This is a genomic window from Streptomyces sp. NPDC044033, from assembly GCF_056434425.1.
Window position 1 is genome coordinate 142,806 of record NZ_JBWKFF010000015.1, and the last position, 17,195, is coordinate 160,000.

The window sequence follows — 17,195 nt, forward strand, 5'->3', positions numbered from 1 at the left end:
TCGGTCCAGCCCGTCGGTGCGCCCGCCTCCGCCCAGGCCGCCGGTGCGCCTGCCTCGGTCCAGCCCGTCGGTGCGCCCGCCTTCGCCCAGACCGCCGGTGCGCCTGCCTCCGTCCTTGCCGACGCGCCCGGAAACGGGGCCCAACTCGCCGTAGCGGACGACCTCCTGGCCCTCCTGCGCACGACCACCACCGAGCCGCGCCCCGACGAGCAGCTCGAAGCCCTCACCCTGGCCGTCGCGGCCGACCTGCCCGTACTGCTGTGGGGCGAGCCGGGCATCGGCAAGACCGCGGCCCTGACGCGGCTCGCCGCGTCCCTCGACTTGCCGCTGACGACCGTGATCGCCAGCGTGCACGAGCCGACCGACTTCTCGGGGCTGCCCATCGTCGGTGACGACCCGGCGGTGCAGGGGGTGCCGATGGCGCCGCCGGAGTGGGCCGTGGAACTGGTGCGCGCCGGACGGGGGCTGCTCTTCCTGGACGAACTCTCCACCGCCACCCCGGCCGTTCAGGCCGCGCTGCTCCGGGTCGTCCTGGAGCGGAGGGTCGGTGCGCTGCAACTGCCCCCGGACGTACGGATCGTGGCCGCGGCCAACCCGAGCGCGTCGGCGGCGGACGGGTGGGAGCTGAGCCCGCCGCTGGCCAACCGGTTCGTGCACCTGTACTGGGTGCACGACCGGGAGGTGGTGGTGCGCGGGCTGGGCGGGGTCTGGCCCCGGGCGGAGGTGCCCCGGCTGGTGCCGGAGCGGTTGCCGGAGGCGGTTGCTTTCGCCCGGCGCGCGGTCTGCGGGTTCCTGGAAGCCCGGCCGACGCTGATCCACCGGCTGCCGAGCACCGAGACACGGCGTGGCGGCGCCTGGCCCTCGCCCCGGAGCTGGGAGGCCGCGTTGGCCCTGCTGGCCTTCGGCACGGCGGCCGCCGTCTCCCGGGAGGTGCTGGCACTGCTGGTGCGGGGCACGGTGGGGGACGGGCCGGGGCACGAACTCCTCGCCTACCTGGACCGGATGGACCTGCCGGACCCGGAGTCGCTGCTCGCCGATCCGGCCTCCGCCGAACTGCCGGTACGGGGCGATCTGCGTCAGGCCGCGCTGGAGGCGGTAGTGGCCGCTGTTGGGGCGCGGCCGGAGCGGGCGCGGTGGGATGCGGGCTGGGCCGTACTGGTCCGGGCGCTGGAGACCGGCGCACCGGACCTGCTGGTCGCCCCGGCGACGGCGCTTGCCGCGTTGCGGCGCGACGACTGGGACGTGCCGGAGTCGGTGGAGCGGCTGGCCGGGGTGATCGGCCTCGCCCGGCGGGCGGACCGGTCGGTGGAGCGCGCGGCGGCGGCCGGCGCCGGGCATGCGCCAGGGGAGCGCCGATGACAGCGGCCGCGAAGCACCCGCTGCCGCGCCCGATGGCCCGGCCCGCGCCGCCGCGCCCGGTACGGACCGCCGATCCGTCGTCGCCGCCGGCCGGCTCCGGCCCGTACGGTCCGCCCGGGCTCCCGTTGGACATGGAGAAACTGCTGGCCGCGCGGTTGCACGCGGTGAAGGTCCGCCCCTACCTGGCGAGTGCGCTCTTCGCGCTGCACGTCGTGGAGGACCGGTCGGTACCGACGATGGCGGTGGACGCGCACTGGCGCTGCTACGCCTCCCCCGGCTTCGTGGCGCGTACCCCGGTGGAGGAGCTGGCGGGCGTCTGGGTGCACGAGGTCTCCCACCTGCTCCGGGACCACCACGGGCGAGGTGAGCGGTACGCGCGGGAACACGAGGACCACGGGCAGGGCGCGCGGCTGCGGCGGAACATCGCCGCCGACTTCGAGATCAACGACGACATCTACGGTGACGGTCTGCCCCTGCCCGCAGGGGCCGTGCTCCCGTCACTGCTGCGGCTGGCCGACGGGCTGCTGATGGAGGAGTACCTGCGGACGGCGTCGATGTCAGGGCACACCGCTGAGCTGGCCTGGCTGGACTGCGGCAGCGGCGCCGACGGACAGGACCGGCCGTGGGAGCTGGGGCCCGACGGGGCACACGGGCTCAGCAAGCAGCAGCGGGACGCGGTCCGCTTCCGCGTCGCCGAGGGGATCAGGGGCCGGCCGGGCGACGCCCCGGAGGGATGGCGCCGGTGGGCCGACGAGGCGTTCCACCCGCCGCAGCCGTGGCGGCGGCTGCTGGGGGCGGCGATCCGCTCCGCGGCGGGTGCGCCGGGGGCGGGCGAGAACCATAGCTACGGCCGTCCGTCCCGGCGTTCGGCCAGTGTCCCCGGAGTGCTGCTGCCGAGCCTGCGCCGTACGCCGCCCCGGGTCTGCGTCGTGATCGACACCTCCGGGTCGGTGAGCGACGCCGAGCTGGGCTGCGCCCTGCTGGAGGTGGCGGCGATCTCACGGGCGGTGGGCGGGCGGCGCGACCTGGTCTCGGTGATCTCCTGCGACGCCGCGGCCGGGGTCGCCGTCCCGCTCTGCCGCGCCGAGAACATCGAGCTGATCGGCGGCGGGGGCACGGATCTGCGCTCCGGCTTCGCCCGAGCTCTCCGCTCCCGGCTCCGCCCGGACGTGATCGTCGCCCTGACGGACGGCCAGACCCCGTGGCCCTCCGCGCAACCGCCCTGCCGCACCGTCGTCGGCCTCTTCCCCCGCCCCGCCCGCGCCGCGCCGGAAGAGAACCCCGACTACACCCCGGGCACCCCGCCGCCCTGGGCGCGCGTCGTCACCATCACCTGAGGGGGCGCGGGGGTCGCGGTTCCGCTGCTGTTCGGGGCTCCTCCGGGTTTCGACAGGCTGGTGGGGGTGGGCTGCCGGTCGCGTAGTCCGCAGTCGTTCAGCCGCCGTCCCTGACGAGGCGGATATTCCAGTTCGTTCCTGCGGGGAGCAGTTGACCAGAGAGTTCCTCGGTGGGTGGGGCGCCCGCCTGGTGCCACTGGCTGATGACCTGGCGGAGGGTTTCCAACGCAGGGGACTGCGCCTGGTCGGAGATGAGGCAGGCGTCGGTCAGGAGCGCAGCGTGGACCCGTCCACTGTGGCTGGTGACGCCGAGGCCCACTCCGGTGCCGTGCTTGGTGGTTGCTTCGAGAAGACCGACCGGCGCCGTGGCGAGGATCCAGTTCTTCAGGTGGAAGTAGTCGGTGCCAGGCGCCGGCGTGGCTTCGACGTGCGGATCTCTGGTCAGGGCGGTGAGGAAGTCCGCGACGGCCCTCGGGTGCAGCTCGCCGGCGACGGTGAGTGAGTGTTCGGGGTGGTGCGGGTCCACGGCGCGGGTGACGTTCGTAGCCGCAGCCGGCCCGACCATGGGGGTGTAACCGCCGTGGTGGACTTCAACGGCTTGGGGCCGGTGTTGTGCGTCCACTGTGATGCGGGCGATGCCGTAGGCGCCGGGGAGGTCGGCGAGGCGGGCTCCGCACAGCAGGGTGCCGCCGGGCTTGAGTTGCCGGAGCCAGGCGTCGGGGATGGCCGGTGGGGTGGCGCCTACGAGGATGCGGTCGTACGGAGCGGCGGGCGGGTGGCCGAGCAGGCCGTCGCCGGTGATGACGGTGACGCGGTGTCCGTGTTCGGTGTAGAGCCTTTCGGCTCGTGTGGCCAGGGCGGGGTCGATGTCGATCGCCGTGACCTCCCCTTCCGGTCCTGAGACATGGGCGAGGAGTGCTGCGGAGAGGCCCGAGCCGATGCCGATGTCCAAGACGTCCGCACCGGGGTGGACGTCGAGCATGCGCAGGTGGCGGTGGGTGACGTCGGCGGGGGTGCAGGGACGTACGGCGCGTCCGCCAACGCCGTGGAACCGCTCGGTCGGCACGGCGGCGATGGCGTGGTCCAGGGCGGACTGGCTGGTGTCGGGCATCGCGGGGTCCTCGGGTCAGATGCGCAAAGTGGTGTGGAAGGGGCGGTCGGGCGTGGCCGGCTCCCCGATGGCCCGGTTCACGGCCTCGATCCAGGCGTGGGACTCGCATGGGTCGAAGCGGCAGCCTATGCACCAGTCGACGGCGTGGCCGCGGACCGCTGTGGCGAGGAAGGCTGCGAAGGAGAGTTCGAGGCAGGCCGCTCGGCCGGGGAAGAAGCGGCTGGCCCAGTCCCGTGCGTCGATCGCCCTTTGTGCCTCCTCGGCGGTCGCGGAGCGGAAGGCGCAACGCTTGGCAGCGCGGGCGAGGGCGAGTGTGAAGCGGAAGGAGGCCGTATGCACCAGCGTCGTGGCCGCCGCGAGCGTGGCGACGGTCACGAGACGATCGAGCATCGGTGGGGTTTCGACCTGCTCGGGTAGGGCCATGGGGATGCTCAACGGTGCCACTTCCTGCGCCGCGCCACCGTCAACAGGTGGTGATTGTGCAGCTGTTGGGCCAGGGCTCGCATGTCGGCCCGTACTCGCTGCGGGTCGGCTTGGAAATGCTCTGCCACGGCATCGGCGGCTTCGTCCCACGCTGTGCCGGTGGCCAGGTGGCGCCACCACAGCGCGCCGGAGGCGCTGAGGGCGTACCAGCGGCCTCGGCCGCGTACGTCGAGGAGCATGCCGCCGCGCTCGGTGATCGTGGCATGGACGGTGCGGGCGGGGCGGAGATCATGCATGCGATACCTCGGGTGCGCTAGGGAGGGGGCTGGTGCGGTGTTGGCGGAGCCAGAGTTCGGCGGTGATGAGGGATTCGAGTGCGGCGAGTTTGCCAGGTACTCCGGCAGCGAGGCGGTCCAGTTCGGCCAGCGCCGCCTGGGGATCGATCCAGCCTTCGACGGCCAGTTCGCTGTTGGTGAGGAGTTCGCGGAGGGGCGTGCGGTGGCGCCGTAGTCCGGTGTAGGCGTTGCCGTCGTAGGCGCCCTTGGTGCGGCGTCGCAGAAGCCAGTCGGGTACAAGACCGTGGAGAGCCGTGCCGAGGAGCGGTTTCTGGACTGTGGTGGAGGCGCGTGCGGCAGGGGGAACGGCCATGGCTGCGCGGACCACGCTGTTGTCGAGGTAGGGAGCGTGGTGCGGCAGTCCGAGCGCGTGTGCCTGGTTGCGTAGTTCGGCCTCGTAGGCGCCGAACTCACGTACCTCTGCCCAGGCGCGATGGTGGCTGGTGCACTCCGAAGTGATGTTGCATCGCTCGGCTGCTGCGGCGGCGCGCAGCGAAAGGACCCGTCGGGCTTCGGGGGTGAGCCACGCGCGGAGACCGGAAGCGTGGACCCAGTGGAGGCGTGCCGGCGGTTCGGCCCGTGCCTGGGTCGGTGGCGTGGCGAAGTCCCGTGCGAGGTGTTGGAGAGCGGAGGAGTGGCTGGTGCGGGAGAGGCGTAGGGCCGCGGCGACGACTGCGTGCGCGGGAAGGTGGCGGAGCCGGGCTCGGGCGAGGGAGTGCCGCAGAAGGGCCGGGGTGTCACGGGAACGGGCGAGGTCGGCGAGGTAGGACGGGGATGCGGTGAGGAGCGTGTCGGCACCGGAGCCCGATAGGTGCACATCGCTTCCGTGTTCTGTGCAGGGCCGTTGGTAGGCGTGGCGCATACGCCAGCGGGCCGCGTCCGGGAACGGCTGATCGGTGGCCGGGCTGTTCAACAGCTCGGTGAAGAAGAGCCCTTCGGCGTCGTTGATGAGGGTGTGGTGCAGGTTCGGGCGGCCTGCCGCTGCCCGAAGGGCGTAGGCGACGTCTTCATTGGTGCTGGTGGCGTCGGAGTCGGTGACGGCGAATACGTTGGCTCCGGCGGTGTCTGTTGCCAGCAGGACCAGTGATGTCGAGTCCAGGCCGCCGGAGAAGTCCGCGGTGAGGCGGTGCGCCGCCTTCGCCCGACTGGCGACTGCGGTGATCAGCGCGGAGCGGAGCTCGGCCGCTGCTTGAGCGAAGCCGAGAGTACGAGCCGACTCGTACTCATGGACGGAGTGACGTCCTTCGCGGTCGATGACCAGGGCGTGGCCACCGGGGAGCCGGCGGATGCCTCGGTATGCGGTGCCCTCCTCCGTGATCTCGGGGACGGTGGGGCACACCAGCCGTGCCGTGATCGATGCGTGGTCGATCGCCGCTCCTGTCCGGCGGGCGAGTGCGCGGGCTGAGGTCGACCAGGCGGTGCGCGTGCGGGCTGCGCTGAAATACACCGGCCGTGTTCCCGCCAGGTCGGTGATGACGCTGGTCAGCCGACCGTCGTCGGCCACGACCCAGTAGCTGCCGGGCCATGCCGTGAGAGCGGACCATTGTGCGGCACGAATGGCCTGGAGCCCCTCCTCCAACTGGCGGTCGGTGGCATAACAACTGCCGATGACAGCCAGACGCGTCGGGCCGTCGCTCACGGAGCGCCAGCCTTCGCCACATGCGGTGCCGCTGACCGTAGGGGCGTGCGATCCGATCCAGAGCCGCAGGCCGTTGCCCGGGGGCGGCCCCGGGCCGTCGAGACAGAGCATGGAGGTCCTTACTGACCGGGGTGCTGGGCACGGCAGCGAGGCATCGTGCCCAGCACCGGTACGGGCTGGGCTCACTCGAAGTAGCGACCCTTGTCGGCGCTGTCCTCGGCGTACTTGCCGAGGGTCACCACTGACACGGCATCCAGCTCGATCAGCAGCGGGGCGCTGTACTCCTCGCGGGACGCGGTGCCCTCGTGGGTGGGCTCGGTCATCAGGTACTCGGTCATGGGTGCTTCCCTTCGCTGATCGGTTGGTGTCACCGCTATGCGGCTGGGTGGTATCAGGGCTCAGCCCCGGTGCGTCAATGGGGACCAGCCTTGAACTCGGCAGGCGAGCGTGGCGGCCGTCAACTCCCGTGCCGCCCGGACAGGCGGAGGACCGTGTGTGAACGCGCGCTGCCTCCACCGTGGTCGGCAGGCGACGCATCGATTCGATGCCATGACCTCTCCGTCCCGAAGAGCGTTCTCGTCCGTGCGGTCGACTTCAACGAAACCGCTGACCACGGGGGTGGAACAGAGCAGAATTGGAGCGAGGATGAGGCATCCGCGACGCACCACGGGGCATCACCTGCGCGAATCCACCCGTGCGGAGTTCGCCCTTGGTCCAGGGGGGAGAATCGGCCCATGGCGCTGAAACGGCATGGCCTCGTCCGCCGTCGGCGCGCGGTGGGCTTCACCCAGGAGAGGCTGGCCGAAGCGCTGAACGTGGAGCGTTCCACCGTCGCCCGCTGGGAGTCCGCGAAGGCCCTTCCCCAGCCGTACATGCGACCCCGGCTCGCGGACGCTCTCCAGGTCGATCTGCAAGAACTGAGCGATCTCCTCGCTGCCGCGGACAGCGAAGAAACGGGCGGTCCTGAGCACACGCGCTACGCGATGCGCCATCCTTCACGGGTCGATCTCGCCGCCGTCACCGAGCTCCGCGGCCACATGCAGATGCTGACGGGCCGCTATGACTGCATGCCGTCCGCCACGCTCCTCGCCCAAGCGGGTCAGTACGTGAGCCAGATCGGCTTCCTCGCCGGTGAAGCACCCGCCGGTCGTGTACAACGCGAGATGCGCGTCCTGCAGGCCGACAGCACGCTGTTCATGGGGCAGCTGGTCTGGGACGCCTCTCAACGCCGTGACCACGCCACCGCTCGTTCCTTCTACACCCAGAGCCTCGAAGTGGGCCGCCACCTGCGCGACCGTACGGCGGAGGGCCACGCCCTCCTGCGCACCTGCTACGTCGCCCTCTACGGCGCCGACGACTACCGCGAAGGACTCGACCTCGCCCTGGAGACAGCCCGCACCGTGCGCCACACCAGTCACGCACTCACCGGGTTGGCCATGCTCCACGCGGCCGAAGCCCACGCCTTCCTCGGAGAGAGCCGGGAGTGTGAGCGGGCCCTGTCCGGAGCCGAGAGACACCTCTCTCACGCCAACGGCACGGATACCGCCTACGAGCTGCTCTCACCGACGCACTTCGGGCGTATGGCCGGCTCGTGCTACCTCAGCCTAGGCGACCATCGAAGGGCCCAGCAGCATCTGGAGGACACCGCGGCCCTCGTGGGGGAGCGCCGCAAATCTCGGGCGATCGTCCTGGGCAACCTCGTACTCTCCCGCATCCGGGCCGGAGAGCTGGACGCCGCGCTGGACACGTTTGCGAAGACCGTGGACGAACTGCACGGAACCCGCGGCGGCGGTGGGATGAACCTCATCTTCCGTGCCGCCCGGGAGCTACGGCCCTGGCGCGGCGAGTCGGCGGTGCAGGAAGCACAGGACCGGCTGATGGCCCTGATGGAAGCGGCGTGAAAGGCGGCAGCGTGCACACGGAGATCGACCGCGACAAGCAGGCAGTACGCGAACGGATCTGGAGCCTCCTCGACGCCAAGGGCGCGGTACACGACGCCTCGGTGCATGGCCGCATCCCCAACTTCAAGGGATCGGAAGACGCCGCATCACGCCTCGCGGAGCTGTCAGGCTGGCAATCCGCCCGGACTGTCAAGGCCGTCCCGGACAAGGCACAACTCCCAGTCCGCGCCCGGGCCCTGGCCGAGGGCAAGACGGTATTCATGGCCGTGCCCAAACTCGCTGACCCTTGCCCGTTCTACCTGCTCGACCCGGCTGAACTGACGCTGCCACCGGATGAAGCAGCCTCCAGCAAGGCCGCAGCCGGCTTCGCCCCGAAGGTCGGTGTCGACACCATGCCCCCCATCGACCTGGTGGTGGTCGGCAGCGTCGCCGTGGACCGCAGGGGCATGCGTATCGGCAAGGGAGCCGGCTACTCGGACCTGGAGTTCGCCTTTCTGACCGAAGCAGGACTCATCCATCCGGAGACCATCGTGGTCACCACCGTCCACAGCCTCCAGGTGCTGGATGAGGCTCTTCCCTTCTCCCGGCACGACTTCGGCGTCGACCTCATCGTCACACCCAACGACGTCATCACGTGCCACCGGCCCCACCGCCCCACCGGCCTCGTCTGGGACGACCTCGACCCCGGCCAAATCGCTGCCATTCCCGCGCTGGCGGCGCAGTCCCAACGCCGTTGAGTGCCCCTTCGGAACTTCCCGCTCCCGAGCGGCCAACGCCGCGGGGGCTCGGCGTCGCTACTCGCACCGGCCACCAGGTCGAGCCGTGCGATGTCTACCGCTCCTTCACCCGAGTCGCCGAGTCCGCCGGCCCTCCACGTGATCCTGCTCCACGACGCCCGGCATGGCTGCGCCACCATCCTGACCGCCGCCGGGGCGGCTCCCCGCGTGGAGGTAGCACACACCGCTGACGGAGGCCGCGTCGTGCGTGACAGCGTGTCGTGCGGATACGACCGCACCGTGAGCCCGTGCCCATCCATAAGTTGGTCGCGTGCATCCGCCGGGCAGCAGCGCCATATCGGCGACCGCTCGCGCACGCGGCGCCCTCGGGGAATCCGCGTCGGACCGGCCGTTCCCGGTGGGCTCCGGCCAGGGGCCCGGCAGCACTGAGGAGCCGGACGCGCCCGAGGCGGCACACCATCTCTCTCCCTTTGCGGGCCCGGGAGGGCCGGAGCATACTGAACTCAACGGCAAGTCTTTGAGATCGATGTCGCACTGCCCAATGGCAGGTATTCGGCCAGTTGGCGGATGGGCCGACAGCCCGTATGGCCTCCCGGTGCGCCGGATATGCCGCCTTGCTTTCGGCTGATGGCTTCGCAGCAGGCGGCCCCGTACGACTGCTCTCACTCGTGCGCCCTCATCTGTCCGCGCGAACGTCCTGGTTTCGCCCAGGCGGAGAAGGCCGCGATATCCGCAAGCGACCCAGGCGCCCTACCGAATCCGACCGTTCCCACTGCCCTGAGTTTCCCCTGCCCTGATACGTCATCGCGCCCCGCGGTGCCGTCGGCCGGCTTTTCGGTCCGGCGAGGCGGCGAGGCGGCAGGGCGGCGGGGTTGCCGGACGGGGAATACGGCTCAGCGGCTCCAGCCGCCTCATACGGTGAGCGGCTTCCATTCCTATGGAGGTTGAGATCATGCAGCAAATACACGTGAACCTCATAGGCGGCCCAGCTGAAATCACTGCTGAAGAACGCCAACTCACTCTGCCGCCCGAGGAGGCGGAAGACCAGGTCCGCATCCCTTACCTGGCGGGCTTCGAACACTTCGTCTACGCGGCCGACGAAGGCGTGGACAGCCACGGCGCCCCCCAGTACCGGTACGAGTGGTCGTACCGGACTGAAATCGCGGAGTGACCTCCGCCAACGTGCCCGTTGGAGGGCTGCCGCATGCCCACCCCCACCCCGGCCCGCGCCCCCGCCCAAGAGCCGATCGCCATCATCGGAATGAGCGGCCGCTTTCCCGGAGCCCCGTCCACCGATGCCTTCTGGCGGCTGCTGGAGGAAAGGCGCGAAGCCGTCGGCCCAGCCCCGGCTGACCGGCCGTGGATGCGCGAACGCTACGACCCGCAGCCGCGTACTCCAGGCTGCTTCCCTACCCGCCGTGGAGGCTTCCTCCCGGACATCGACCGTTTCGACGCCTCTTTCTTCGACATGCCGCCGCACGAAGCGGACCGCGCCGATCCCCAGTTGCGCATCCTGTTGGAGACCGCGCACGAAACGATCGAGGACGCGGGCATTCCCGGCGAACGCCTCGCACGGCGGCCGGCGGGTGTATTCGTCGGCAGTTGTTACAGCGACTACTGGTTGCGTCAGATCGCCGCACCCGACGAACTCGATATCTACACCGAGCTCGGCGGCGGCGGTCGCTCCGCGCACTCCGGGCGGCTCTCCTATGCCTTCGGATTGCGCGGGCCCGCTATTTCGGTGGACACCGCATGTTCCTCCTCGCTGACAGCCGTGCATCTGGCGTGCCAGAGCCTGCGTACGGGCGAATGCGAGACGGCTTTCGCGGGCGGGGTCAATGCCATCCTCACCCCGTACACGACACTCACCTTTGCCTGGGCCGGCGGAATATCGCCGGAGGGAAGCTGCAAATTCGCCGACGCCTCGGCGGACGGCTTCGTGCGCAGCGAGGCGGTGGGGATGGTGCTGCTCAAACCGTTGCGGCAGGCGCTCGCGGACGGCGACCGCGTCCGCGCGGTGATACGGGGCAGCGCGGCCAACAACAACGGGTTCAGCGGATTGGGAGTCGCGGCTCCGGAACGGGAAGGGCAGCGGCACGTCGTGCGCCGTGCATACGAGGGCGCCGGCGTGGAACCGGGCGAAGTCGCCTTCGTCGAGGCCCATGGCACGGGCACACCGCTCGGCGACAGCACCGAACTGACCGCGCTTGCGGAGGAGATGGGCGACCGACGGGGCGGGGAGCCGTTTCTGGTCGCGTCGGGCAAGGCCAATATCGGGCACACCGAGAGCGCCGCCGGAATCGCCGGGCTGATCAAGTCGGTACTGACCCTGGAACACCGCCAGGTGCCCGGAAACCCGCACCTGCTCACGCCCAACCCCGAAGTGGACTGGGCGGCGGCGCCCTTCCGTGTCCCACGGGACCTCGTAAGCCTGCCCGCCACGGGGGAACTGCTGGCCGGTGTCAACAGCCTGGGCGCCTCTGGCACCAACGTCCACGTCGTACTCTCCTCCGCCCCCGGCCCACCCCCGCAAGCCGACGGAGCCGGGCCCTACCTCCTGCCGCTGTCGGCCCGCGCCCCCGGCGCGCTGCGGGAACTGGCCGTCGCGCACCGTGAACTGCTGACGGCCGAGACGCCCCCGCCGCTCGCCGAGCAGTGCGCGGCGGCGGCGCGGCAGCGCACTCATCACGAGTGGCGCGCGGCCGTGACGGGCGACAGCCGCGAGGAGATGGCCGATGCGCTCGATGACGTCGCGCGGCGGGAGGACCCCGACGCCGGGCCCGCGGCCGCCCCTCGCATCGTCTTCGTCTTCCCCGGCCAGGGGGCGCAGTGGCAGGGTATGGGAGGTGAACTGCTGCAGCGCGACGGGGCGTTCCGTACGGCGCTGGAGCGGTGCGCGCGTGTCATCGAGACGGAGACCGGCTGGTCGCTGCTGAACGCGCTGCGGGGCCAGGACGCGTCCTGGCAGGAACGCACGGCGTACGTCCAGCCCGCGTTGTGGGCCATGGGGGTCGCACTGGCCGAACACTGGCGCTCCTGGGGCATCGCTCCGGACGCCGTGCTGGGCCAGAGCCAAGGGGAGATCGCCGCCGCGCACTGTGCCGGTGTGCTCACCCTGGAACAGGCCGGACGGCTGAGCTGTCTACGGGCCCGCCTCATCGATGAGTTGGCGCCGCCCGGAGCGATGGCCTGGCTCGCCCTGCCGCACGCCGAAGTGCCGGATCTGCTGACCGAGACGGGCATCGACGCACAGGTCGCCGTCGCCGAGAGCCCCGTCTCCACGGTGCTGTCCGGGGGACCTGAGGAGATCGACCGCCTGGTGGCCGCCTGCGCGGAACGCGACGTGGAGTGCCGGCCGATCCCGGTGGCCTACGCCGCGCACAGTGCCCAAATCGACCCGGTCCGCGAGCCGCTGCTGGCCGGCCTCGGGGATCTCGACCCGGCGGACGGCGACGTGCCGTTCCTGTCCACCGTCGACGGCGGTGAACTCCCCGGTGCCGCGCTGGACGCGGAGTACTGGTGGCGCAACCTGCGTGAGACGGTCCTGCTGGAGCCCGTCGTCGCGGCGCTGAGCGACCCGCGCCCGACGGCCTTCCTCCAGGTCTCACCGCACCCGGTGCTGACCGGGGCGATCCGCGGCAGTTCCCCGAAGGAGACCGTCGTCCTTGAGTCCCTGCACCGCGGGGAACCCGAGGCGCGCACCCTGCTCGCCTCGCTCGGCAGCCTCTACGAGGCGGGCGCCGACGTCGACTGGGACACGCTGTATCCGGAGGGCGGGCGCGGGCTGACGCTCCCGACGTATCCGTGGCAGCGGGAGCGCCACTGGTATCAGGCCGACGACTACCCCTACCCGCCGATCGGCGAGGAGCCGTCGGCGGAGCCCGTGATCGACCTGGAGCGGGACTGCTTCCTGCTCGATCACCGGGTCAGCGGCGTCCCCGTGATGTCCGGAGCCGGTTTTCTCAGCATCCTGGCGGACGAGGCGGGACCGGCCGGTGAGCTCACCGATGTCGCTTTCCACAAACTGCTCGTACTCGACGCCTCCGATCCGCCGCGGATCCGCGCTCGTACCGAGGACGGTGGTGACGCGACGGCGAGCGGAGCAGGGGGGGAGAACGGGGAAAGGGGAGGGGAAAGGAGCGGGGAGGAGAACGGGCAAGAGGGCGGAGGGGAGAGCGAGGAGGAGAACGGCGGGCGCCGCCTGGTGGTCGAGAGCCGCACCGACACGGCGTGGACCCGCCACGCCACAGCGCTCGCTCCCGCCCGAGCTCCCGCCCGAGACTCCGGCCGAGTTTCCGCCCGAGTTCCCGCCCGAGGCCCCGAGACGGCGACCGATACGGCCGAACGGTCAGCTGAACCCCCGTCCGGCCCAACCGGCCCAACCGGCCCAACTGGCACGATGGCCACGGCCGAACGGGGCGCCGAGCGCCCCGAGGACATCCGCCGTCGCTGCACCGCCCGCCTGACCGGCGAAGACTTCTACCGTACGTACTCCGGCGCCCGCAACAGCTGGGACGGCCTCTTCCGGTCCGTCGAAGAACTGTGGCACGGCCCGGACGAAGCACTTGCCCGCGTCACCGCCCACCCCGCCGACGGCCACCGCCTCCCCCTGCACCCGGCCGTGCTCGACGCCTGCCTCCAGCCCGTCGCCGTGCTGCTGGACGCCGACCGCAGTTTCGTCCTGGCCTCGGTGGACCGGCTCCAGATGTCGGACGAGGCGTATGGCGAAGGCGAGTTGTGGTCCCACGCACGTCTTACGAGGTCCGGGCCGGATGGCCTGAGCGCCGACATCACCGTGAGCGACACCGAAGGACGCACCATCGTGGACATCACCGGCCTCCAGGCCCGACCGCTCTCAACCGTCACGCCCCAGGACTCCGCAACCGCCCACACCCCGGAAACCGCCCACACCCCGGAAACCGCCCACACCCCGGGGGAGCCGGAACAGCCCGAAGATTCGGGCCATCCGGAAGAGTCGGGCCATCCGGAAGAGTCGGGCCATCTCCCCGAAGCCTCCGACGCCCCCCACGACGAATGGGCGCACGCCCTCCGCTGGGAGCCCGCCCGGGTACCCGACCCCGCCGCCCAGCCAGGCCGTTACCTGCTGCTGGGCGACGGCGGTCGGCTCGTCCGGCGGCTGACCCGGGTCCTGACGGCGGCCGGGCACACGGTCACCGCCGCGCCCCTGACGGCGAATTCGCCCGAGGTGCTCGCCGAGGCGGCCGAAGACGGACCGCTCGACGGCGTGGTCTGCCTGTACGACGGTGAGGCGCCGGAGGACGTCCAGGACGAGGCGGTGCGGCTGTGCACCTCCTTGACCACGACGCTCCAGGCCGTGGCGGAAGCGCCCTGCCGGCTGCTGCTCGTCACACGCGGCGCTCAGCGAGTCCGCGCCGCGGACAACTGCCCGGCCCCCTGGCAGGCGGCCGTGCGGGGCCTCGGTCTGGTCGCCGGCCAGGAACACCCGGACCTCGCGCCCCTGCTGGTCGACCTGGACGAGCACGGCACGGCGCCCGACGACGCCGAGAAGCTGGCCGATCTGCTGCTCTCCCGCACGCCGGAGAACCAAGTGGCCCTGCGCGACGGGGAGTTCTACGCGCCCAGGCTGTCGGCTTCCGCCCCGTACGACCGTTCCGTGCAGCCGCGCGCACTCGTCACCGAGGGCGGCCTCGACGGCCTGGAACTCGTCCCCCTCGCGCGTACGGAGCCGGGGCCCGGCGAAATCGAGGTCGACGTCACCCACGCCGGTCTGAACTACCACGATGTCCTGGCCGCGGCCGGAGCCGACGGCGACGCCGCCGACGGGCCGCCGCCCCTGGGATGCGAATGCGCCGGTACCGTCGTCCGTACGGGCCCCGGCGTAAGCGACTTCGCCGTCGGCGACACGGTGATCGCCTTCTCCTATCCTGCGCTGCGCACCCACCTCACCATCCCCGCCTGTCTCGCCGCTCACGCCCCGGCCGGGCTCAGCCCCGCCGAAGCGGCGGCTGTGCCCGCCGCGCACGCCACCGCCTACCACGCCCTGGTGGAACGGGCTCGGCTCGCTCCCGGTGAACGCGTCCTGATCCACTCCGCGACCGGCGGCGTCGGCCAGGCCGCGATCGCCATCGCCCGTATGTGCGGCGCGACGGTCTACGCCACGGCGGGAACCCCCGCCAAGCGGGAACTGCTTCAGCGGCTCGGTGTGGAGAAGACCGCCGACTCCCGGTCCACGAGTTTCGCCGACGCGTTCGGCGACGGCGTGGACGTCGTCCTGGGCGCCGTCGTGGGCGAGGGCATGGACGCGAGCTTCGCCGCCCTGCGACCCTTCGGCCGCTACGTCGACCTGTCCGTCAACGACATCGCCGCCGGCCGGCCGCTGCCCATGAACGTGTTCGCGCAGTCCCGCAGCTACCTGCCGGTCAACCTGATCGACCTCTACCGGCACCGCCCCGAGCGCCTCGGCGATCTGGTCCGCACCGTCGCGGACCTCGTCGGCGACGGCACCTTGGAGCCGCCCGCTGTCCGGGTCTTCCCGGCTGCCCGGGCGACCGACGCCTTCGACCTGATGGCCAAGGCCGGCCACACCGGCAAGGTCGTCCTGGCCATGCCCCGGGAGAGCGAAGAACCGGTAGGGATCCGGTCCGACGCGAGCTACCTCGTCACCGGCGGCCTCAGCGGCGTCGGTGGACGGTTCGCCGCCTGGCTCGTTGACCAGGGCGCCTCGCACCTCCTGCTCACCGGCCGTTCCGACCTCGCGCAACTGCCGTCCGACGACCGCAGGCCCGCCCTGCTGGAAGAGCTGCGGGCCGGCGGCGCCGAGGTCGAATACGCGGCCGTCGACGTGGCCGACCAAGAGGCCATGACCGAACTGCTGAACCGGCGCGACCTTGAGGGGCTGCCGCCGGTAGCCGGGGTGGTCCACGCGGCGGCGGTCCTGACACCGAGCCCGGCGGCCGACCTCGACGCCGACGCCCTCGACGCGACGTTGTACCCCAAGGTCGCCGGGGGCTGGGCGCTGCACCGGCTCTTCGCCGGCCGACCGCTCGACTTCTTCGTGCTCTTCTCCTCCGCGGTCTCGGTGCTGGGCGGCCTCGCCGTCGGCTGGCAACTGGGCGCGTACGCCGCGGCCAACGCCTTCACCGACGCGCTGGCCGTGCACCGGCTGGGGGCCGGCCTGCCCGCGACGGTCGTCAACTGGGGGTACTGGGCCGAGGTCGGCATCGCCGCCCGCCTCAGCGAGTCCAACGGCCACGACGTCCGGCCGGAAGGCATGGGCCCCATCCGCCCCGAGGATGCCCCGGCGCTCTTCCCCCTGATGCTGCGGGCGACAGGACAGCTACTGCTGTACCCGCCGGTCGACTGGGACCGCTACCTGGCCGCCTACCCTCCCGATGCGGACAACCCCCTGCTGTACGCGCCGGAGACCGGCAGCGGCGGTACGCCGACGGACACCGAAGCCGACCGCACCCCGACGGCGGCTACCGCCCCTGCGCCTCCTCGTACGCGAGGTACTGCCGTACGTACCGACGCGGCCGCACGCCGAGGCGAGCGGCGAGCAGCTCCGGACACGCCGGGCCGCGGTGCCCCTGACGCTTCCGCCGCCCGCGACGCCCGCGACACTCATGACGCCCCCGACACTTCCGACACCACCGACACCACCGACACACCCGAAGCTTCCGACACTTCCGGCACGTCCGGCAGCGAAGACGGCACGACGAAGACGCAGCCGTCTCCTGGCGGAGGAGAGGCGCAACACACATCGAAGGGAACGGGAACGGGAACGGACGAGCAGCACCCCGCGCCCAGCGCCACGCGAGCGGCGGACGAACCCGAGACGGGTGACACCGACGACGGTCCGGAGCACCGCTCGGCGACCGACTCCCACCCCCGCAACCGGCCTGAAGCACCGGCCTCTTCCGAGGAGTCGCGGACGCGGGCCCCGGCACGCGGCCACGACAAGCCGCCGGCGTCGCCCGCCCAGGAGCAACCGTCCGCGCCGCCGCCGGACCGGGCCCACGATGAGCGCGACGCTTCCGGCACCGCTGGGGACTCCCCAAGCCCCTCGCAGACCGGGGACTCCCCAAGGCCCGCGCAGACCGGGGACACAGACGCAGCCGCTTCCGGCAGCGACGCCGCCACCGTCGAGGAGCACCTCGTCGGCCAGCTCGCCGCCGTCCTCGGGACGGACGCCGCGCGGATCGACCGCTCCCGGCCGATGGACCACCTCGGGATGGACTCGCTCATGGCCACCGACCTGCGTACCCGCATGCGCCGTGACCACAGCCTCGACATCCCCGTGGCACGGCTGCTCGGCTCCGGCAGCCTGCACGATCTGGCCGTCGAACTCACCGAGGGTGAGCGGTGAAGGCCG

The 17,195-nt window shown here is 71.7% G+C and carries 11 protein-coding genes and 1 pseudogene; 7 read left to right on the top strand and 5 right to left on the bottom strand.

The features are described 5' to 3' along the window. Positions 1 to 165: 165 nt before the first annotated feature. On the top strand, positions 166 to 1,359 hold the full coding sequence (locus tag AC07AB_RS25360) for an AAA family ATPase (RefSeq protein ID WP_478571088.1): 1,194 nt from the start codon (positions 166 to 168) through the stop codon (positions 1,357 to 1,359). 131 nt (positions 1,360 to 1,490) lie between these two features. Beyond that, positions 1,491 to 2,696: a vWA domain-containing protein gene (locus AC07AB_RS25365; RefSeq protein ID WP_478571090.1), complete on the top strand. Its 1,206-nt coding sequence runs from the start codon at positions 1,491 to 1,493 to the stop codon at positions 2,694 to 2,696. A 97-nt stretch (positions 2,697 to 2,793) separates the two neighbouring features. Here AC07AB_RS25365 and AC07AB_RS25370 read toward each other — a convergent pair whose 3' ends face one another. The 5 genes from AC07AB_RS25370 to AC07AB_RS25390 all read right to left on the bottom strand — a co-directional run bounded on the left by AC07AB_RS25370 (position 2,794) and on the right by AC07AB_RS25390 (position 6,542). After that, the gene (locus AC07AB_RS25370) at positions 2,794 to 3,807 is read right to left on the bottom strand and encodes a protein-L-isoaspartate O-methyltransferase family protein (RefSeq protein ID WP_478570874.1); all 1,014 of its coding nucleotides are present in this window, start codon (positions 3,805 to 3,807) and stop codon (positions 2,794 to 2,796) included. A gap of 15 nt (positions 3,808 to 3,822) precedes the next feature. Beyond that, on the bottom strand, positions 3,823 to 4,242 hold the full coding sequence (locus AC07AB_RS25375; RefSeq protein WP_478570877.1) for a lasso peptide biosynthesis B2 protein: 420 nt from the start codon (positions 4,240 to 4,242) through the stop codon (positions 3,823 to 3,825). Then, on the bottom strand, positions 4,239 to 4,526 hold the full coding sequence (locus AC07AB_RS25380) for a PqqD family protein (RefSeq protein WP_478570880.1): 288 nt from the start codon (positions 4,524 to 4,526) through the stop codon (positions 4,239 to 4,241). The genes AC07AB_RS25375 and AC07AB_RS25380 overlap by 4 nt, the downstream gene beginning before the upstream one ends. Beyond that, the gene (locus AC07AB_RS25385) at positions 4,519 to 6,204 is read right to left on the bottom strand and encodes an albusnodin/ikarugamycin family macrolactam cyclase (protein ID WP_478570882.1); all 1,686 of its coding nucleotides are present in this window, start codon (positions 6,202 to 6,204) and stop codon (positions 4,519 to 4,521) included. The genes AC07AB_RS25380 and AC07AB_RS25385 overlap by 8 nt, the downstream gene beginning before the upstream one ends. 182 nt (positions 6,205 to 6,386) lie before the next feature. Further along, complete coding sequence (locus AC07AB_RS25390; RefSeq protein WP_478570885.1) at positions 6,387 to 6,542, bottom strand: hypothetical protein; 156 nt, start codon at positions 6,540 to 6,542, stop codon at positions 6,387 to 6,389. 396 nt (positions 6,543 to 6,938) lie between these two features. On the opposite strand from AC07AB_RS25390, the gene AC07AB_RS25395 reads away from it, so the two are divergent. The 5 genes and pseudogenes from AC07AB_RS25395 (at position 6,939) to AC07AB_RS25415 (ending at position 17,189) form a co-directional block, all read left to right on the top strand. Then, positions 6,939 to 8,105, top strand: coding sequence for a helix-turn-helix domain-containing protein (locus AC07AB_RS25395; protein ID WP_478570888.1), 1,167 nt, complete (start codon positions 6,939 to 6,941; stop codon positions 8,103 to 8,105). Between the two features lie 11 nt (positions 8,106 to 8,116). Next, complete coding sequence (locus AC07AB_RS25400; protein ID WP_478570889.1) at positions 8,117 to 8,842, top strand: 5-formyltetrahydrofolate cyclo-ligase; 726 nt, start codon at positions 8,117 to 8,119, stop codon at positions 8,840 to 8,842. A gap of 53 nt (positions 8,843 to 8,895) precedes the next feature. Next, positions 8,896 to 9,052: pseudogene (locus tag AC07AB_RS25405) on the top strand (site-specific integrase); the annotation flags it as partial. 742 nt (positions 9,053 to 9,794) lie between these two features. Continuing rightward, complete coding sequence (locus AC07AB_RS25410; protein ID WP_478570892.1) at positions 9,795 to 10,013, top strand: DUF5988 family protein; 219 nt, start codon at positions 9,795 to 9,797, stop codon at positions 10,011 to 10,013. Between the two features lie 33 nt (positions 10,014 to 10,046). Beyond that, complete coding sequence (locus tag AC07AB_RS25415) at positions 10,047 to 17,189, top strand: beta-ketoacyl synthase N-terminal-like domain-containing protein (RefSeq protein WP_478570895.1); 7,143 nt, start codon at positions 10,047 to 10,049, stop codon at positions 17,187 to 17,189. Positions 17,190 to 17,195 lie beyond the last annotated feature (6 nt).

Excerpts from the sequence above, each read along its gene's own strand:
- AC07AB_RS25365 (WP_478571090.1), top strand. The coding sequence starts at position 1,491 with ATGGAGAAACTGCTGGCCGCGCGGTTGCACGCGGTGAAGGTCCGCCCC.
- AC07AB_RS25370 (WP_478570874.1), bottom strand. The coding sequence starts at position 3,807 with ATGCCCGACACCAGCCAGTCCGCCCTGGACCACGCCATCGCCGCCGTG.
- AC07AB_RS25380 (WP_478570880.1), bottom strand. The coding sequence starts at position 4,526 with ATGCATGATCTCCGCCCCGCCCGCACCGTCCATGCCACGATCACCGAG.
- AC07AB_RS25390 (WP_478570885.1), bottom strand. The coding sequence starts at position 6,542 with ATGACCGAGTACCTGATGACCGAGCCCACCCACGAGGGCACCGCGTCC.
- AC07AB_RS25395 (WP_478570888.1), top strand. The coding sequence starts at position 6,939 with ATGGCGCTGAAACGGCATGGCCTCGTCCGCCGTCGGCGCGCGGTGGGC.
- AC07AB_RS25410 (WP_478570892.1), top strand. The coding sequence starts at position 9,795 with ATGCAGCAAATACACGTGAACCTCATAGGCGGCCCAGCTGAAATCACT.
- AC07AB_RS25415 (WP_478570895.1), top strand. The coding sequence starts at position 10,047 with ATGCCCACCCCCACCCCGGCCCGCGCCCCCGCCCAAGAGCCGATCGCC.